This window comes from Nocardioides aurantiacus (assembly GCF_003752505.1).
GTDB classification, from domain to species: domain Bacteria; phylum Actinomycetota; class Actinomycetes; order Propionibacteriales; family Nocardioidaceae; genus Marmoricola; species Marmoricola aurantiacus.
Genome location: NZ_RKHO01000001.1, coordinates 1441268 through 1456901, shown reverse-complemented (window position 1 = coordinate 1456901; position 15634 = coordinate 1441268). Strand labels below are relative to the sequence as shown.

The following is a 15634-nucleotide window of genomic DNA, read 5'->3' as shown; positions in this document are numbered from 1 at the left end:
ACCGTGTGCTGCGCCCGTTCGCACGACCCTGGACGGACTGAGCGCTTCGCTGGCCGGCTGGGACCACACCCGCCGCGTCACGACCTGCGGTCGGCGTACGACGCACCGCCAGGTGGGTACGACGCACCCATGACCACGACACCAGCCGAACCCGTGCAGGACCCGGACCAGCAGCCCATCATCCAGCCCGACGAGCCGTCGCAGCCCGACACCACCCCGGGCACGGGCAACCCCGACCTGGACCCCCAGCGATGACCACCGCTCCCGTCGAGCCGGTGACCGACCCCGGAGCCGTGCCCGACGACGCCCCCGAGAGCACCCCCGAGGTCAGTCCCGTCGCTCCTGGCGAGGACCCGGGCGCCACCCCGCAGAGCGACCCCGAGGTCGTCCCGTCGGGTCCGCAGGTCGTGCCGGAGCCCGGCGCCGACCCCGACACCGCGCCCGAGACGCAGCCGGCGCCCGTCTGAGGTGGACTGCCGGGGGTATCGGTGACCCGGCCGTCCACCGACGTGCCGCCCGCCGATCCCCCGGAGTCCTCCCGTGTTCCTGTTCTTCAGCAACCGCCTCGGCTGCTTCGGCTCCCTGGTGCTGTCCGCCGCCGTGACGATCGTGCTGGTGCTGCTGCTGACCCGATGAGGGCTCAGGCGCCGCCGTTGTCGCCGCCGAGCGAGCCCGGCGTCGTCGGCTGGTCGGGCTGACGGTCGCCGAGCGAACCGCCGGCCCGCTCCCCCGCACCCGTCGCCGCCTGGTGGGCCGGGCACTCCGGGTCGGGGCACCGGTCCTCGAAGATCGCCCCCGCGACGTCGGCGGTGGCCCCGACCTCGTCGGGCGAGTCGGCGGCGAAGTCCACCGCGACCTGCTGCAGCCGGGTCCCGCACGTCGGGCAGTTCTCGGGCCACTCCTGCTGGTCGTCCGCCGGGGACGTCTGCTCGCTCATGGCGCCACGCTAGCCCGGCCGACCCGGTGGGGAGAGGGTGGTCGCACCGACGGACGGGGCGGGGCGGCGTACGAACGGTGCGGGTGGGTACGTCCACACCGACACCACGCAACCGGGCATTCCGGGCGCACCACCTCCTTCCCCAGGCGGCCCGGCATGAGGCTCAGCGACACCCGGCACGAGACGCAGCTGCTCGACCAGCTCACCCTGTTCCTCCGGCAGCGGGTCCGCGACCAGGTCGGCACCGCCGACGCGGGCGGCACCGAGGGGCGCCTGGCCGAGCTGCGCACGCTGCGCGAGCTCCAGCTCGGGCACGCCGAGGCGCGTGCCCACCCCGAGCGCCGTCGCAGCGTCATCGCCCGCTTCCGGCGGCTGGCGCTGCGCCACCGCCGCCACCCCGACTTCGACGCCTCCTGGGTCATCGACTCCCCCGACACCGTCGTCACCGACGCGCTCGAGCTGCTCGTCGAGCACGAGCGGGTCGATCTCGCGGGGGCGGCCGCCCTGCTCACGTCGTACGCCGAGGAGCAGCGCACCGACCTCGTCGAGGTGGCTGCCCAGCTGGTCGCCCTCCACGGCCCGGCGGCGCGACCCGTCGACGAGACGGCCCTGCGACCGGCCTGACCGAGCCGCCGGACCCCGACCTGCAGGCCCCCCGAACCGTCGCGGGACCGACGTCCCGATGTCGTGTCGAGGTCACCCCGACGCCACCGGGCCAATGTAGAGTGAGCGACTGCACTTTGGTCCCGACCCGGGACCTGAGGCAGTCCACGTGAGGGAACCATGGGCCACACCGACGTCGTCGTCTGCTCGTTCTACACCGCCGACGACTACTACCGCGACCACGCCGAGAAGCTGCGCAAGAACCTCGCCGACCTGGGCGTGCGGAGCGAGCTCGAGGAGATCGTCAAGGCGCCCGGCGAGGACTGGGCCGACATCTGCCGCCGCAAGATCGCCTTCCTCGGCCGCGTCTGCGACCAACACCCCGACGCGCGGGTCTTCTGGATCGACGTGGACTGCCGGCTGCACGACCTGCCGGCGTACGTCCGGGACGCGACCGCCGACCTGGTCGGCTTCCAGCGCGGGTTCAGTGCGCCGTCGACGATCGGCTACGGCAACCGCACGCGGTTCTGGGAGCCCTGCTTCTTCGGCATCGGCACCAGCCCGGCCGCCCGCAGGTTCGTCGCCGACGCCGTCGCCCTCGAGGCGACGTCGCGGCTGAAGGCCACCGACGACTACTTCTTCGAGGAGTCGTGGCGCACCAACGCGCCCTCGATGAGCTTCCAGGTCATCCCCTCCTCGGCGGTCGTGGGGCGCGGCGGCGCACCGGGGGTCGCGCCGTTCTTCACCTTCGGCTCCAGCGGCAACGTCGCGGAGTTCAAGTCCAAGGTCGTCCAGCACGCCCAGGTGCAGGGCCCGTCGCGCCGCGGGAGCGGCTCCCGTCGGCTGGCGCTCCGTGCGGCCAAGGCCGCCGAGCGCCGGCTCGGCCAGCGGTCCGGACGGCTCACCCACCGGCTCCGGCTCGTCGCCGACCGCTCCGGTCTCACCCACGTCCTGACGCAGGGGTCCCACCAGCCCACCGGCAGCTCGCGGCACCGCCAGGGCCTGGTCAACCAGATGGTGGTCCAGGGGCAGCGCGGTGACCTCGAGGGTGTGCGCACCCTCGCCTCGCGCCTCAACGCGGCCGACGTCCCGACGGCGGCCGAGGCCGGCGCGCAGCGGGCGGCCGAGTCGTTCGCGCAGTACGCCCTCGGCGGGGGGTCGCAGGACCCGCTGACCCTCAGCTGGTGGGTGCGGCCCTTCCCCGGCAACTTCGGCGACTGGTTGAGCCCGCTGGTGCTGCAGTCGGTCTCGCAGCGGCCGGTGACCTTCCGGTCCCCCACCGCACCCACGACGCAGCCGCACCTCGTCATGGTGGGCTCCATCGGGCGCTTCATCGGTCCGCGCTCGGTCGTGGTCGGGACGGGCATCTCGACCGAGGAGGTCGAGCTCGACGGCCGCGCGCACTACGTCTCCGTGCGGGGGCCCGTCACCGCCGACCTGCTGCGACGCCAGGGCGGACCCGCCGTCACCAGTCTCGGCGACCCCGGCGTGCTGCTCTCCCGGCTGCTGCCGATCGAGCGCGGCCCGCACAACGGTCGCGTCGCCCTGGTCCGCCACTTCAAGCACGCCGGCCTCCCGCTGACCCTGCCCGAGGACATGGACGAGCTCAGCGTGCTGATGTCGCACCCCGAGGAGATCAGGAGCTTCCTCGAGCACCTGGCGGGCTACCGTGCCGTGGTGACCAGCGCGATGCACGTGATGATCGCGTGCCACAGCTACGGCATCCCGTGCGCGCTGGTCGGCTTCCGCGGCTTCGAGGGCGCGGTCCACGGCAGCGGCATCAAGTACCGCGACTACGCCCTCGGCGCCGGGCTCACCGGCGACTGGCAGCCCGTGGTGGTCCACCTCGACCTGCGCCGCACCCACGTCGACGACCTGGTGCGCCAGGTCCGCATCGGCGAGGACAAGCTCGACGAGGTCGAGGCCGCGGTGGCGGCCGGCATCGCGGCGTACGACGAACGCCGGGGCTGAGGCGTGTTCCGCGACCTCCTGGGCGCCTTCACGGGCCTGTTCACCGAGCGGCGCAGCCGCCTGGAGGTCTCGGCGCTGCTGCTGACGATGGCGATGCTGCCGGTCAGCGAGCTGCTCGTCACCCGGATGTTCTCCCAGCTGGTCCTCCACGGCGCGGAGCGGCTGGAGGCCGAGCGCACCGCGCTGGTCCTCGCCGGGGCGGGCTTCTTCGCGGCCTTCGCGCTGAGCCGGGCGATCCACCACGTGGTGCGCCTCAACCGGGTGCGGGTGTTCCGGCGCGGCTTCGAGTCCTCGCAGGCCGAGCGGCCCCGCCACCAGGAGGCGTGGAGGTGGGCGTCGGCCTTCGAGCTCTCCACCGCCAGCGTCGCACTGATCCAGGTGGTGGCCTTCTGCCTGCTCTTCGTCTGGCTCGACCCCCTCTTCGGGGTGCTCAACATCGGCATCGGCACCGCCGTGCTCGCCCTGGTCGCGGTGATCTACCGCCGCCAGCTGGCCCGGCAGCTGGCCTACCTGGACGAGGCGCGCGACACCGCCACCGGTGTGGGCGAGCGCGTCGGCCGCCGGCTGCGGGACGCCGAGCTCGGCGCCGTCCTCGCCAGCCTCGCGATGGCCCTGGCCCTGGCCGTGGTGCTGCTGCGCGCCGTCTCCGGCGCGCTCGCCGGCGCGGACGCGATCGTGCTCTTCATCGGGCTGCGGATGATGTACAGCCAGGTCGGCCACCTCTCGGCGAGCGCCATGCGCTTCGCCCGGGTCGAGGCACGGTTGACCGCCGGAGGTCGGGGCGGCGCCGCGGAGCCCGACGGCAACGGCGAGGGCGACGAGGACGAGCCCGACGACGAGGCCGCCCGGGCCGAGGTCGACCTGCCGCCCGCCACCCCGACCCCGCACCGCAACCGGCTGCTGCGACAGATGCTGCTCGCGGGCCAGGACGGCGACCTCGCCCAGGTGGACGCGTACGCCGCCCGGTTGCGCGCCACGGCCCGCCCCCGGCAGGAGGAGCTCGACGACCAGGAGGTCGCCGAGGCGTTCGGCCACCTCGCCTCCCCCGCCGAGCACGCCGGCGCGCTGCCCGCGCTGTGGTGGCCGCGCCCGTTCCCCGGCACGGCCGAGAACTGGCTGACCCCGCTGCTGGTGCGCCGGCTGACCGGTCATCCGGTCGGCTACCAGAAGCCCACCGCCGCGACGCCGCGTCCGCACCTCGTGGTGTCCGGGTCGGTGCTGGCCCACGTGCAGCGCAGCAGCGTCGTGGTGGGGGCGGGCACGGCGGGGCACGGTGACCGGCCCGGTCCGGACGGGCGCTACCTCGGCGTGCGGGGGCCGTTGAGCGCCGAGGCGCTGCGGCGGGCGGGCGGTCCCGACGTCACGGCGTACGGCGACCCGCTGGTGCTCGCGGCCCGGCTGCTGCCGCTCGCCCGCCCCGAGCCCCAGGGCCGCCTTGCGCTGCTGCGCCACGTCAGCCAGTCCCGGCTGCGGCTCTCCCTGCCCGACGACGTCGACGAGCTGAGCACCCGGGTCTCCCGGCCCGACGACGTGGTCGGGCTGCTCACCCGCCTGACGGCGTACGACGGGGTGGTGACCAGCGACCCCGGCGTGCTGGCACTGTGCCTCGCGCTCGGCCTGCCGTGCGCCACCGTGGCCCTGGAGCCGCGCGAGGACCTGGCGTTCGTGCTGCGCGACCTGGCGCTGGGGCTCGGCCTCGACGAGCCGGTCGTCCACCCCGTCGGCCCGGACCTGCAGCAGGCCGGGCTCACCGGCCTGCTGGAGACGCGGACCGTCGCCGAGGACGTCCTCGACGCCGTGCAGCAGCGGCTCGAGGAGGCCGTCGCGCTCGTCGGGCAGGGCGCCTCCGCGGACCTGACGGTCTGACCCTCCCCCCGCGGTCGGGTCGGACCGTCCGCTCGCCGCCGGTCAGCGCGCCCGGAGCACGAACCCGGTGCCCCACGACAGGTGCATCACGGCCAGCGCCAGCGGCATCCGCCACGCCACCGCGCGCGGCAGCCGCCGCACCCGGGCCAGGGCCAGCCCGAGCACGGTGACCCCGCCGGCGTAGACGGCCGGGGCCAGCAGGCCCAGGGCCAGCCACGCGCCGAGGAACGGGGCGGCCAGCCCGGCCAGGAGCCCCGCCACCATCGTCAGCACCGCCACGGGCGGGACGAGGTAGCGCAGGTCGGCGGTGCCGCGGTGGGTCTCGATCACCCGTCGCCGCCAGCCGCCGGTGCGGAGCTGCTGCTGGGCGAAGGTCCGCCAGCTCGAGCGCGGCCGGTAGGTGACGGCCACGTCGGGGTCGAACCACACGGTGTGACCGGCCAGCCGCAGCCGGTGGTTGAGCTCCCAGTCCTGGGCGCGCAGGAAGCGCTCGTCGTACCCCCCGACCCCGACCAGCGCCTCGCGGCGGAACGCCCCGAGGTAGACCGTGGGCTGCGGGCCGGCCTCGCCGCCGACGTGGAAGGCGCCGCCACCGATCCCCAGCCGGGAGCTCATCGTCACCGCCACGGCCCGGGAGACCGGGGTGTCGCCCTCGGGCACCATCCGGCCGCCGACGTTGGCGGCACCGGTGGACTCCAGCAGCGCGACCACGTCGACCAGGTAGCCGGCGGGCAGGTGGGCGTGGCCGTCGACGCGCACCAGCAGGTCGTGGCGGGCGTGCGCGATCGCGGCGTTGAGGCCGTGGGGCGTGGCCCCGGCCGGGTTGCGCACCACGCGGACCCGGGGCTCGTGCGCCGCGAGCCGCTGCGCCTCGCCCCAGGTGTCGTCGGTGGAGGGTGCGACGGCCAGGACGACCTCGAGCTCGCCGGGGTAGTCCTGCTCGAGGACGCGGGCCACGCTGGCGGCGAGGTCGGCCTGCTCGTCGCGCACGGCCATGAAGACCGAGACCGGCGGCTGCGTCACGACGCCGGTGCGGCGCGGGCGTGCCCGTCGCTGGGCCGGGACGGTGGACTGCGGGAGGAAGGTCGTCATCTCACACCACCGGCGGTCGACCGAGGCGGGTCATCCGCCACACGGTGCGCCACCGCAGCGGGCGGCGGCCGCCGGGGTCGACCCGCCAGCCCTCCCACCAGCCGGCGGTCCACGGACGCAGCGAGGCCCGGCCCTCGGGGCTCCCCACCGAGCGCAGCAGCTGCACCAGCGTCCAGGTGGCGACGTAGGCCCACGTGAACGGCCAGCGCAGGTTGCGCCGGGCCAGCCAGACCCGGTGCCGGGCGTTGAAGCGGTGGTACGTCGCGTGGCGGGCGGGGTCGATCGGGGGGTGGAGGGCGACCAGGTCGCCGACGTAGCGGACGCTGAACCCGGCGTCCCACACCCGCCACACCAGCTCGATGCCCTCGTGGGCGTAGCGGTAGACCTCCGGCCACCCGCCGGCGGCGAGCAGCGCGTCCCGGCGTACGACGGTGGCGCCCTCCCACAGCACGAAGGCCGGCGAGGAACGGCGCGGGTCCCCGGTGCGGACGCGCGGCACCCAGCGCGTCGGCGCCTCGCCGTACGTCGCGTCGACCCGCGGGTGCACCAGGCCCAGCCCGGGGTCGGCGGCGAAGAGGGCGACCGCGCGCGCCAGGTAGTCCGGCCCTGCGGGCCGGGCGTCGTCGTCGAGGAAGAGCAGCAGGTCGCCGGACACGTGGGGCACCCCGGCGTTGCGGCCGGCCGGGATGCCGTCGTCGACGGGCAGCGCGAGGCCGCGCACCCCCGCGGGCAGGCCGGTCGGCTCCCAGCCGTTGCCCACCACCACGACGTCGCAGGTGACGCCCTGCTGGCCGAGCACCGCCGCCAGAGCGGCGGCCAGGTCGTCGGGGCGGTGCCCCTGGGTGAGGACCACGACACCGACGTCGACGACCTCGCCGAGCACCGGCCCGCCGAGCGCGGGACCGGAGTCGGGCCCGGGGACGGGCTGGGAGACGGGATCGGGTGCGTGGGTGGACGTGGGTCGGGGAAGGCTCGCCAGACTGCTCTGCCGCGTCATGCGGCAAAGTCTACTAAGTCAATAGTCCTAACCGTGAATACGCCACGACGAACCGGTGAACCGTCTCCGACGACTGGGGGTGCAGCCTCGGCGCTCAGGGCGCGAGCAGCTCCTCGCGCAGCCGCGGCCACACCTCGCGCAGACCCGGGTGGAGACGGTAGGAGCCGACCCGGTCGAGGTCCACCCACACCGTCCGGTCGGCCTCCCAGCTCGTGGCGCCGGCGCTGCGCAGCTCGGCCAGCTCGGGGCGCGGCGCCTCGGCGATGACGTAGGTGTAGGACCAGGTGCCGTGGTCGGTGCCCACGACCGTGCGCGAGACGGCCAGGTCGCGGGCCCGCAGGCCCGCCTCCTCGTGCGCCTCGCGCAGCGCGGCGTCGACAGGATCCTCGCCCCGCTCGATGGCGCCGCCCGGCACGCTCCAGGTGCCGCCGCTGTGCACGTGCACCGAGCGTTTCTGCAGCAGCACGCCCGTGCGACCCGGGTCGGTGAGCAGCAGTCCCGCCGCTCCGTAGCGCCCCCAGTGACGCTGACCGCAGGAGCACTGGAGGAACACGTGTCGATCCTGACACCCCGACCCAGCCGGGCCTCCTAGGGTGGGGTGCCGGCCCACGCGTGGCCGGCGGCTCCCCGGGTACGACACCGGGAGCGAGATCCAGCCGAGATCGACCCGCCACCCACGCAGGAGCAGACCGTGAGCACTGAGCACCCGTCCCCCACCGAGCCCGGCTCCCCCGCCTCCGCGTCCGCCGACGAGGCACCCGCCACCCGGTCGACGGGCTCCGGGTCGGCCAAGGACCCGCTGCGCGGCTCGCGCACCAGCGGCATCTGGTCGGCCACCGTCGCGCTCATCGTGGTGCTGATCCTGCTGGCCGTGTTCATCCTGCAGAACACCCAGCGGGTGGAGGTCAGCTACTTCGGCTGGACCGGCCAGGCGCCGCTGTCGGCCACGCTGCTGATCGCGGCCGCGGGCGGAGCGCTCCTCGTCGCCTCGGCGGGCGCCCTGCGCATCCTGCAGCTGCGCCGCCGGGTCAAGAAGGACCGCAAGCGCCGCTGAGTCGCGGTGGCCCGGCCAGCGCGGCGAGCTCGGCGAACCACGACAGGCGGTCCACCCGGCCGTCGTAGTCCTTGCGCTGGTTGGCGCCGCTGGTGCCCGGGAGCACGAACACCTGGGCGCCGCCGACGTACCAGTCCTGCGGGCCGAGCCCCGGTGGCCGCCGCCCCTCAGCCCGGGCGACCAGCGCGGCGACGGTCTTGCTCGTGAACGCCAGCCACTCGGGCTGCCACGCCTCCACCTTGGCGACCAGCTCCGCCACGGCGTACGACGAGGGACGGGTCCACTCCTCGCCGGTGCGGACCAGGTCGGTGCTGCCCAGGCCGTACGCCGGCAGCAGGTCCTCCTCGTCGGCGCGGAGCAGGCGCGGGGTCAGCCCGCTCTCGTGGAGCAGCGACCAGAACCGGTTGCCCGGAGCGTCGTAGCGGTGCTCACGCGCCTTCGGGCTGTCGGCCCCGGCGCGGCCGCAGAAGACGACGACAGGGACCTCGCCGACGACGTCGGGCAGGACGTGCACGACCGACGCCCTGGGTCAGCGGGTGCCGGGGTCGTCCGACCCGGCGTCGTCGAGCCGCGGAGTGCTGCGCAGCTGCGGGTCCTGCACGTCGCCGCGCCAGAGCTCGTCGAGCGAGGAGACGTGCACCCGGGAGCCGCCGTCGGCGTGGTCGCTGATGACGGCCTGGATCGTGGCCGGCGTCGAGAGCTGGTCGTCGTCGACGGTCCAGACGAGTCGCTGCCCGGCGTCCCAGACGCCCACCAGCGTCCAGCCGGCGGCTTCGATCGCGGTGCACAAGATCGTGCTGACCACGGACGGGGGCTCCTCGAAGACCTCGTCCAGCTGGAGCGGTGACACGGGTTCCCCGTTTCGTCGTGAGGTCCCTACGTGCCCGAAGAGCGCCCGGCCATGCGGCGCGACGGGAACTGCTCTACGCCGGGCGGCCCGCGCGAGCCGACCGGAGCTCGCGGGCCAGGGCCGTGCCGAGGTCGTCGCCGGAGATCCAGGCACCCTCCACCTTCGACACCGGGCCCCAGCCGTCGCCGCAGACGCCGACCCCGTCGCGGAGGTGGTGGGTGGGCAGCCGCCGGCCGGTCGGGCGGGCCAGCGACCACCGCTGCACCCGCGTCGTCACCGGCTCGTCGACCTCGAGGTGGCTGCCCAGCGCCGCGAGCATCGCCGGGGCGGCGGCGGCGGGGTCGGCGAGGTGCCCGGCCGCGAAGGCCGGCGTGGAGTGCGCCACCAGCACCGGCGCGTCGTCGCCGCGACGGCGGCCGTCGTCGGCGACCCAGGCCAGCACGTCGTCGCCGTTGACGAAGGCGCCGTCGAAGCGCTCGCCGCGGTCCCAGGTGCGGGCGTCGTACGCCGCGGTCAGCGCCAGCACCGGCTCGCTCTCCCGGGTCAGCACGCCGCGGACGTCCTGCAGGTCGTGGCCCAGCAGCCGGCGGGCCTGGGCGTCGGGCATCGCGAGCACGACCGCGGCGGCGCGGACGCCGTCGACCTCGAGGCCGCCCGCGCGACGGCGCACGGTCCTGACCTCGCGGGGCCGCACGTCGAGGCCCCGGGCGAGCTCCTCCACCAGGGAGCGGCTGCCGTGGGCGGTGCCCCAGCGGACGGGACCCTGCTTGACCTCCGGCTCCCCCTCCCCGAGCACGTGGAACCGGTCGGTCCACTCGTGCGCCAGCCCGGAGGAGCGCCACTCGCGCACCACGGCGGCGAAGCGCCTGTCCGAGACGGTGAAGTAGGACGCCCCGGTGTCGACCGGGCGCCCCGCCACGGTCCGGGTCGCCATCCGGCCGCCGATCCGACGGCCGCGGTCGAGCACGTGGACGTCGAGGCCGGCCGTCCGCAGCCGGCGGGCGCACGCGATGCCGGCGATGCCGGCGCCCACCACGACGACGGGGCCGGGGGTGGTGCTCATCAGGACACGGCCGGGGCGGTCGGGTGGTCGTCCTCGCCGTCGTCGACCGCCAGGTCGTCGTCGGGGTCGCGCTGGGCGCGGGTGAGGTCGTCCTCGCCCTGGCGGGTGCTGGCGTCGGGCTCGTCTCCGGACGGCCCCCCGGCCAGGTAGGGCGGGTTGTCGCCCGGGGTGGACTTGTCCTCGACGACGTCGTCGAGGTAGCGCAGGACGACCGCGATCACCGCCACGACGGGCACCGCGAGGAAGGCCCCGGTGATGCCGAACAGCGTCGAGCCCAGGGTCACCGAGAGCAGCACCACCGCCGGCTGCAGCTGCATCGACTTGGACTGCAGCCACGGGGAGAGCACGTTGCCCTCGAGCTGCTGCACCAGCAGGATCACGACGAGGATGATGATCGCGCCGGTCAGGCCGTTGGAGACCAGGGCGACCAGGACGGCGACGAGGCCCGCCACCACGGCACCCACGATGGGGATGAAGCCGGCGAAGAAGGTCAGCACGGCCAGTGGCACCGCCAGCGGGACCCCGACGAACAGCAGCGCGGCGCCGATCAGCACCGCGTCGATGAGCGAGACCAGCGCCTGGGTGCGGATGAAGCCGCCCAGGGTGCGCCAGGAACGGTTGCCGACCTCCTGGAGGTGGCCACCGGCGCGGGGACCGGCCATCCGACGCAGCCACGGCAGGAAGCGGCGGCCGTCCTTGAGGAACATGAACGTCAGGATCAGCGTGATCACCAGCGTGATCAGGCCGTTGGTGACGGCGGAGACGCCGGTGATCACGCCCGAGGCGATCGAGGACGCCGAGCCGCTGATCTGCTCCTGGAGCCTCTGCAGGCCGTTGTCGATCTGGGCCGAGGAGACGAAGTCGAGCCCCTGGACGTAGTCCTGCAGCTTCTGCAGGCCCGCGTTGGTGCTCTTGACGATGTCCTCGCTCTGCCCGACGACCGAGGGCGCGATCGCGAACCCGGCCACCACGAAGACACCGAGGAAGCCGACCAGCGTGGCCGCCGCGGCCAGGCCGCTGGGCACGCCGGCCCGGGCGCGCAGGAACTTCGAGACCGGGGCCAGCACGGTCGCCAGCACCAGCGCGAGCACGACGGGGAACAGGATCGTCCAGGTGTACTTGATGATCAGCCCGACGACGATCGCCGCCAGCGTCACCAGCACGAGCCGCCCGCTCCAGGTCGCCACCCAGGCGAGCCCGCGGCCGATCACCTTCTCGCGCGAGGGCACGGTGTCGCCCTGCGACGGTGGGGTGGGAGTGAGCGCGCCGGACTGGTCCATGCCGACCAGCCTCGCACCGGCCCCCGGGCGCGCACGAACCGACACCCCCGTCGACAGGTCGGCGGCGGCTACTCGTCCAGGGGCCGGGGCGGCAGGTCGCCGAGCCCGGCGAAGGCGGGCAGGTAGGTCGCGACGTCGCCGCGGGTGGTCCAGCCGCGCAGCTGCCCGGCGGTGCGACGGCTGCACAGCGACCGCAGCAGGTCGAAGTCGGAGGCCTCCAGCACGGTGTCGGCGTCGGCGGCAGCACCGCGCGAGGCCCACTGCCAGGTGGGTCCGACCAGACCCAGCGGCGGCAGCTCCGCCAGGGTGGTGCCGAGACGGCCGGCCATCCTGCGGCGTACGACGTCGACGCCGGGGGCGTCACGGGCACCCGCCCTCCGCAGCGCACCACGGAGGTCCTGCTCGTGGACGAGCACGTCGTTGAGCGGCCTGGTGCCGTGCTCGGCCATCCACGCGGCCAGGTCGTCGGCCAGCCCGCGCCACTCCTCGACCAGGTTGACGCCCGAGCGGTCGAGGCGGGCGTCGACCTGCGCCTGCGTCCAGCCCGCGTGGTGGTCGTCCGGCTCGTCACCGGCCAGCACGTCGGCGGCCAGCCCCACCATGTGGGAGACCAGGTCGCGCGCGGTCCAGTCGGGCGTGGCGGGCACGTGCCGCTCGAGCTCGGCCGGGCTCGCCTGCAGGACGAGGTCGCAGACGCGACGGTGGCCGGCGCGCCAGGCGTCGATCTCCGAGGACGGGGAGGCCACGGGAGCTACTGGTGCGAGGCGCTGTCGGCCGGGCGGGGGCGCTCGAGCCGGTTGCCTTCCTGGTCGTGCTGCACGCCGGGGGCATCGCTCGCGCCGCCGCGGGTGGCCTGGGCCTCGATGTCGGCCTTGGTGGCGCCACGCAGCTTCACGAAGCTGTAGACCAGCAGCCCGAAGGCCACGACGCCGGAGAAGATCAACGTGGAGCCGGTGCCCCAGCCGCCGATCAGCCACCAGCTCTCGCGCAGCGGCCACCAGTCGGGGGCCGGGGGTCGCATGCCCCAGAAGATGCCGAGACCGACCAGCCAGGCCACGCCCAGCAGCGAGGCGATGATGCGCGGCCAGGTCTTCACGCTGTCGGCGGCGCCCTTGAGGGCCCAGACCTTGACCTTGTCCAGCCGCTTGTCGGCCCACTCGTACTGCGTGGCCAGCACGACCATCGCGAGCAGGATGACCATCGCCCCGGGTCCGGGCGCCGGCATCAAGATGATGCCCGCCACCAGCAGGACCCAGCCCAGCACCTTGAGCCCCAGGCCCTTCACGGCTTCCTTCACGCCCTGATCCTACGAGGCCGGACCTCATGGCGCAGCCGCTACGCGCGGGCGGTACAGCCCGGCGCTAGTCCTCCTCGTCGGCCAGCGTCTCGTTGTGGGTGCCGGGCCGAGGTGCCCAGGGCAGCTCCTTGGACGGGCGTACGACGATCAGCTCGTCGCCGCGCGCCAGCAGCGTGACCGTCGGGTCGAAGTAGCGGTAGACCTTCTCGTCGCGCACCACCGCGATCACCTGGTCGGGCAACGACTGGGGCGCCCGGCCCACCTCGCCCACCAGCAGCTCGCGCTGGGCCACCTCGAGGCCCTCGCCGTAGGTGAGCAGGTCCTCCATCACCGCGCCGAGGTTGGGCGAGTACGACGCGAGGCCGAGCAGCCGGCCCACCGCGTCGGAGGAGGTGATCACCGAGTCGGCGCCGCTCTGCCGCACCAGCTGCACGTTGTCCTGCTCGCGCACCGCCGCGACGATGTAGGCGTCGGGGTTCAGCTGGCGCACCGTGAGCGTCGCGAGCACCGTCGTGTCGTCGCGGGCGGTGGTGATGATGACCTGCTGGGCGTGCTCGACGCCGGCGCGCCGCAGCACGTCGCGGCGGGTGGCGTCGCCGGTGACGACGGCCAGGCCGTCCGCGTTGGCCTCCTCCTGCCCGACCGTGGAGGGGTCCACCACGACGACGGAGTCGCGGGAGGTGCCGTTGCTGACCAGGGTCTGGACGGCGCTGCGACCCTTGGTGCCGTAACCGATGACGACGACGTGCTGGTTCATCTTCCTCCTCCAACGGGCGACCCGGAACATCTCGCGGCCCTGCGCGGCCAGCACCTCCAGCGTCGTGCCGATCAGCAGCACCAGGAAGGCGATGCGCAGCGGCGTGACGACGAAGGCGTTGACCAGCCGCGCCGTGTCCGTGGCCGGGGCGATGTCGCCGTAGCCGGTCGTGCTCAGGGTGACGGTCGTGTAGTACATCGCGTCGACCAGGCTGACCTCGTTGCTCGGGTCGCTGTTGTCGACGTAGCCGTCACGGTCGAACCACACGATCGCGACCGTGAACGCCAGGATCCCGATCGCCGCCAGGAGCCGGCGGCCGAGCTCCCACCACGGGGAGCGCTGCCGGGCCGGCAGCGTCAGCATCCCGAAGGAGCGGGGGGCGGCCGCCACGACTAGCCGACCACGTCGCCGATGACGACGACGGACTGCCGGGGCTTGCCGTCGACCTGTCCGGTGGTGGCGACGGAGACGAAGCGCATGGTGTCGCCCTCGCGCGGCACGGCGCTGGACGGCGTACGACGCAGGGAGCCGCACAGCCGGCCCTCGTCGTCGGCGCCGGGCAGGTCCTCCACCGCGGCACCGGTGAGGCAGACCCGCTGGTCGGCGGGGTCGTAGGAGGCGACCTCCGCCGTACGCCGCTCGACCTGGTCGGTCGCGCCGGCCACCGAGCCGACGAGGTAGCCCCCGAGCAGGCACAGCCCGGCTCCGGCGAGGACCACCGGGGTCGGCAGGGTCACGTTGGCCACGGCCGAAGCATGGCACGCACGCGACGGGCGCCGCGGCAGCGACCCTCAGGCCTTGCGGCCGGGGGCCACCGGCTGGGCGGGCGCGACGGGCTCACCGGCCGGCGGCTCGTCCTCGGTGGCGGCGTCGGGCTCGTCGTCCGTCCTGGCCGTCGTCGGGCCGGCCCGCCAGGGCAGCACGTTGTCGAGCGAGATCCGGCTGAGCCGCTCCGCGCGGGCGGTGGTCAGCTCCTTCTGCGGCCAGACCTGGTCGAAGGCGGCGTTCAGGGCCGCGCCGATGAGGATGGCGATGGAGAGCAGGTAGAGCCACAGCAGCACCGCGATCGGCGCGGCCAGAGGGCCGTAGATCGAGGTCGAGCCCTGGGCGGTGCCGACCAGCACCCAGCGCAGCAGCGCCGAGCCGAAGACCCAGCAGAACATCGTGAACACCGCGCCGGGGAGGTTCCAGCGCCAGCGGGTCCGGACCGGCACGGACAGGTGGTAGAGCAGCGCGAGGAAGACGATGCCCAGCAGCAGCACCACGGGCCAGTAGAGCTGGTCCAGGAACGCCAGCCGCTCGGGCAGCCACCGGCCGATCAGCGTCGGGCCGGCCACCACGAGCGGCACCAGCACCACCCCCATCAGCATGCCGAGCAGGTAGAGGCCGAAGGACAGCGCGCGGGTCGACAGGATGCCGCGCTGGCCGCCGAGGCCGTACATGATCGTGATGGTGTCGAGGAACACGTTGAGCGCGCGGGAGCCGGACCACAGCGCGAGCACGAAGCCGATCGAGATCACGTCGTAGCGACCGCCGGAGAGCACCTCGTCGAGGGTCGGCCGGATGATGCTGTCGACCGTCTGCGGGGTCAGCGCCTGGCTGGCCAGCGCGATGATCGTGTCGCGGACCTCCGCGATCTGGCTGTCGCTGAATTGGGCGAAGATGTAGCCGATCGAGCCCGCCAGCGCGAAGATCAGCGGCGGCAGCGAGAGCACGGCGAAGAACGCCGCCTCGGCCGCCAGCCCCGTGACCCGGTGGCGCATGCAGGTGCCGACGGTGTTGACGACCAGCTGCCAGGTCGAGGTCCGCATCGTCGCCCACGACAACCCGCGCACCTGCCGGCGCGGACTGCTCTGGACGGCCATGA

General features: G+C 74.4%; 19 protein-coding genes. 6 read left to right on the top strand and 13 right to left on the bottom strand.

Going from position 1 to position 15634, the window contains the following annotated elements; genetic code table 11:
- The first annotated feature begins 129 nt into the window (after nucleotides 1–129).
- Complete coding sequence (locus tag EDD33_RS20670) at nucleotides 130–255, top strand: hypothetical protein (protein WP_281274126.1); 126 nt, start codon at nucleotides 130–132, stop codon at nucleotides 253–255.
- Nucleotides 252–467: a RodZ family helix-turn-helix domain-containing protein gene (locus EDD33_RS06920; protein ID WP_123389684.1), complete on the top strand. Its 216-nt coding sequence runs from the start codon at nucleotides 252–254 to the stop codon at nucleotides 465–467. Before EDD33_RS20670 ends, EDD33_RS06920 begins: the two co-directional genes overlap by 4 nt.
- Before the next feature lie 173 nt (nucleotides 468–640).
- On the opposite strand, the gene EDD33_RS06915 is transcribed toward EDD33_RS06920, so the two are convergent.
- Entirely contained in the window at nucleotides 641–937 is a 297-nt protein-coding gene (locus tag EDD33_RS06915) for a hypothetical protein (RefSeq protein ID WP_123389683.1), read from the bottom strand.
- 156 nt (nucleotides 938–1093) lie between these two features.
- Between EDD33_RS06915 and EDD33_RS06910 the strand changes: the two genes are divergently transcribed.
- The 3 genes from EDD33_RS06910 to EDD33_RS06900 all read left to right on the top strand — a co-directional run bounded on the left by EDD33_RS06910 (nucleotide 1094) and on the right by EDD33_RS06900 (nucleotide 5377).
- The gene (locus EDD33_RS06910) at nucleotides 1094–1561 is read left to right on the top strand and encodes a hypothetical protein (protein WP_123389682.1); all 468 of its coding nucleotides are present in this window, start codon (nucleotides 1094–1096) and stop codon (nucleotides 1559–1561) included.
- Nucleotides 1562–1720: 159 nt separating this feature from the next.
- Nucleotides 1721–3511 carry a polysaccharide pyruvyl transferase family protein gene (locus EDD33_RS06905; protein ID WP_123389681.1) on the top strand — a complete coding sequence of 597 codons (1791 nt, stop codon included), beginning with the start codon at nucleotides 1721–1723 and terminating at the stop codon, nucleotides 3509–3511.
- A gap of 3 nt (nucleotides 3512–3514) precedes the next feature.
- Nucleotides 3515–5377 carry a hypothetical protein gene (locus EDD33_RS06900; protein WP_123389680.1) on the top strand — a complete coding sequence of 621 codons (1863 nt, stop codon included), beginning with the start codon at nucleotides 3515–3517 and terminating at the stop codon, nucleotides 5375–5377.
- 42 nt (nucleotides 5378–5419) lie between these two features.
- Here EDD33_RS06900 and EDD33_RS06895 read toward each other — a convergent pair whose 3' ends face one another.
- The 3 genes from EDD33_RS06895 to EDD33_RS06885 form a co-directional block, all read right to left on the bottom strand.
- Entirely contained in the window at nucleotides 5420–6469 is a 1050-nt protein-coding gene (locus tag EDD33_RS06895) for a glycosyltransferase family 2 protein (RefSeq protein WP_211332448.1), read from the bottom strand.
- Nucleotide 6470: 1 nt separating this feature from the next.
- Nucleotides 6471–7466, bottom strand: coding sequence for a glycosyltransferase family 2 protein (locus EDD33_RS06890; RefSeq protein WP_123389679.1), 996 nt, complete (start codon nucleotides 7464–7466; stop codon nucleotides 6471–6473).
- Between the two features lie 94 nt (nucleotides 7467–7560).
- Nucleotides 7561–8019, bottom strand: coding sequence for an NUDIX domain-containing protein (locus EDD33_RS06885; protein ID WP_123389678.1), 459 nt, complete (start codon nucleotides 8017–8019; stop codon nucleotides 7561–7563).
- Between the two features lie 138 nt (nucleotides 8020–8157).
- Here EDD33_RS06885 and EDD33_RS06880 point away from each other — a divergent pair, with 138 nt between their 5' ends.
- Nucleotides 8158–8520 carry a LapA family protein gene (locus EDD33_RS06880; protein ID WP_211332447.1) on the top strand — a complete coding sequence of 121 codons (363 nt, stop codon included), beginning with the start codon at nucleotides 8158–8160 and terminating at the stop codon, nucleotides 8518–8520.
- Here EDD33_RS06880 and EDD33_RS06875 read toward each other — a convergent pair.
- The 9 genes from EDD33_RS06875 to EDD33_RS06835 all read right to left on the bottom strand — a co-directional run bounded on the left by EDD33_RS06875 (nucleotide 8495) and on the right by EDD33_RS06835 (nucleotide 15632).
- The gene (locus tag EDD33_RS06875) at nucleotides 8495–9034 is read right to left on the bottom strand and encodes a mismatch-specific DNA-glycosylase (protein ID WP_123389677.1); all 540 of its coding nucleotides are present in this window, start codon (nucleotides 9032–9034) and stop codon (nucleotides 8495–8497) included. The genes EDD33_RS06880 and EDD33_RS06875 overlap by 26 nt on opposite strands.
- Nucleotides 9035–9049: 15 nt before the next feature.
- A complete protein-coding gene (locus EDD33_RS06870; protein WP_123389676.1) occupies nucleotides 9050–9370 on the bottom strand; it encodes a hypothetical protein in 321 nt (106 codons plus the stop codon).
- Nucleotides 9371–9443: 73 nt separating this feature from the next.
- Entirely contained in the window at nucleotides 9444–10433 is a 990-nt protein-coding gene (locus EDD33_RS06865) for an NAD(P)/FAD-dependent oxidoreductase (RefSeq protein WP_123389675.1), read from the bottom strand.
- Entirely contained in the window at nucleotides 10433–11713 is a 1281-nt protein-coding gene (locus EDD33_RS06860; RefSeq protein WP_123389674.1) for an AI-2E family transporter, read from the bottom strand. The genes EDD33_RS06865 and EDD33_RS06860 overlap by 1 nt, the downstream gene beginning before the upstream one ends.
- Nucleotides 11714–11781: 68 nt before the next feature.
- Nucleotides 11782–12459, bottom strand: coding sequence for a maleylpyruvate isomerase mycothiol-dependent enzyme family protein (locus EDD33_RS06855; RefSeq protein ID WP_211332446.1), 678 nt, complete (start codon nucleotides 12457–12459; stop codon nucleotides 11782–11784).
- 5 nt (nucleotides 12460–12464) lie between these two features.
- Nucleotides 12465–13010, bottom strand: coding sequence for a PGPGW domain-containing protein (locus EDD33_RS06850; RefSeq protein WP_123389673.1), 546 nt, complete (start codon nucleotides 13008–13010; stop codon nucleotides 12465–12467).
- 64 nt (nucleotides 13011–13074) lie between these two features.
- Nucleotides 13075–14130: a potassium channel family protein gene (locus tag EDD33_RS06845; protein ID WP_123393115.1), complete on the bottom strand. Its 1056-nt coding sequence runs from the start codon at nucleotides 14128–14130 to the stop codon at nucleotides 13075–13077.
- A 29-nt stretch (nucleotides 14131–14159) separates the two neighbouring features.
- Nucleotides 14160–14513, bottom strand: a complete 354-nt coding sequence (locus EDD33_RS06840) for a hypothetical protein (RefSeq protein WP_123389672.1) — start codon at nucleotides 14511–14513, stop codon at nucleotides 14160–14162.
- Between the two features lie 45 nt (nucleotides 14514–14558).
- Complete coding sequence (locus EDD33_RS06835) at nucleotides 14559–15632, bottom strand: YihY/virulence factor BrkB family protein (RefSeq protein WP_246003401.1); 1074 nt, start codon at nucleotides 15630–15632, stop codon at nucleotides 14559–14561.
- Nucleotides 15633–15634 lie beyond the last annotated feature (2 nt).

Coding starts and splice junctions, on each gene's coding strand:
- EDD33_RS20670 (WP_281274126.1), top strand. CDS start 130: ATGACCACGACACCAGCCGAACCCGTGCAGGACCCGGACCAGCAGCCC.
- EDD33_RS06920 (WP_123389684.1), top strand. CDS start 252: ATGACCACCGCTCCCGTCGAGCCGGTGACCGACCCCGGAGCCGTGCCC.
- EDD33_RS06915 (WP_123389683.1), bottom strand. CDS start 937: ATGAGCGAGCAGACGTCCCCGGCGGACGACCAGCAGGAGTGGCCCGAG.
- EDD33_RS06910 (WP_123389682.1), top strand. CDS start 1,094: ATGAGGCTCAGCGACACCCGGCACGAGACGCAGCTGCTCGACCAGCTC.
- EDD33_RS06905 (WP_123389681.1), top strand. CDS start 1,721: ATGGGCCACACCGACGTCGTCGTCTGCTCGTTCTACACCGCCGACGAC.
- EDD33_RS06895 (WP_211332448.1), bottom strand. CDS start 6,469: ATGACGACCTTCCTCCCGCAGTCCACCGTCCCGGCCCAGCGACGGGCA.
- EDD33_RS06890 (WP_123389679.1), bottom strand. CDS start 7,466: ATGACGCGGCAGAGCAGTCTGGCGAGCCTTCCCCGACCCACGTCCACC.
- EDD33_RS06865 (WP_123389675.1), bottom strand. CDS start 10,433: ATGAGCACCACCCCCGGCCCCGTCGTCGTGGTGGGCGCCGGCATCGCC.
- EDD33_RS06860 (WP_123389674.1), bottom strand. CDS start 11,713: ATGGACCAGTCCGGCGCGCTCACTCCCACCCCACCGTCGCAGGGCGAC.
- EDD33_RS06845 (WP_123393115.1), bottom strand. CDS start 14,130: ATGCTGACGCTGCCGGCCCGGCAGCGCTCCCCGTGGTGGGAGCTCGGC.
- EDD33_RS06835 (WP_246003401.1), bottom strand. CDS start 15,632: ATGGCCGTCCAGAGCAGTCCGCGCCGGCAGGTGCGCGGGTTGTCGTGG.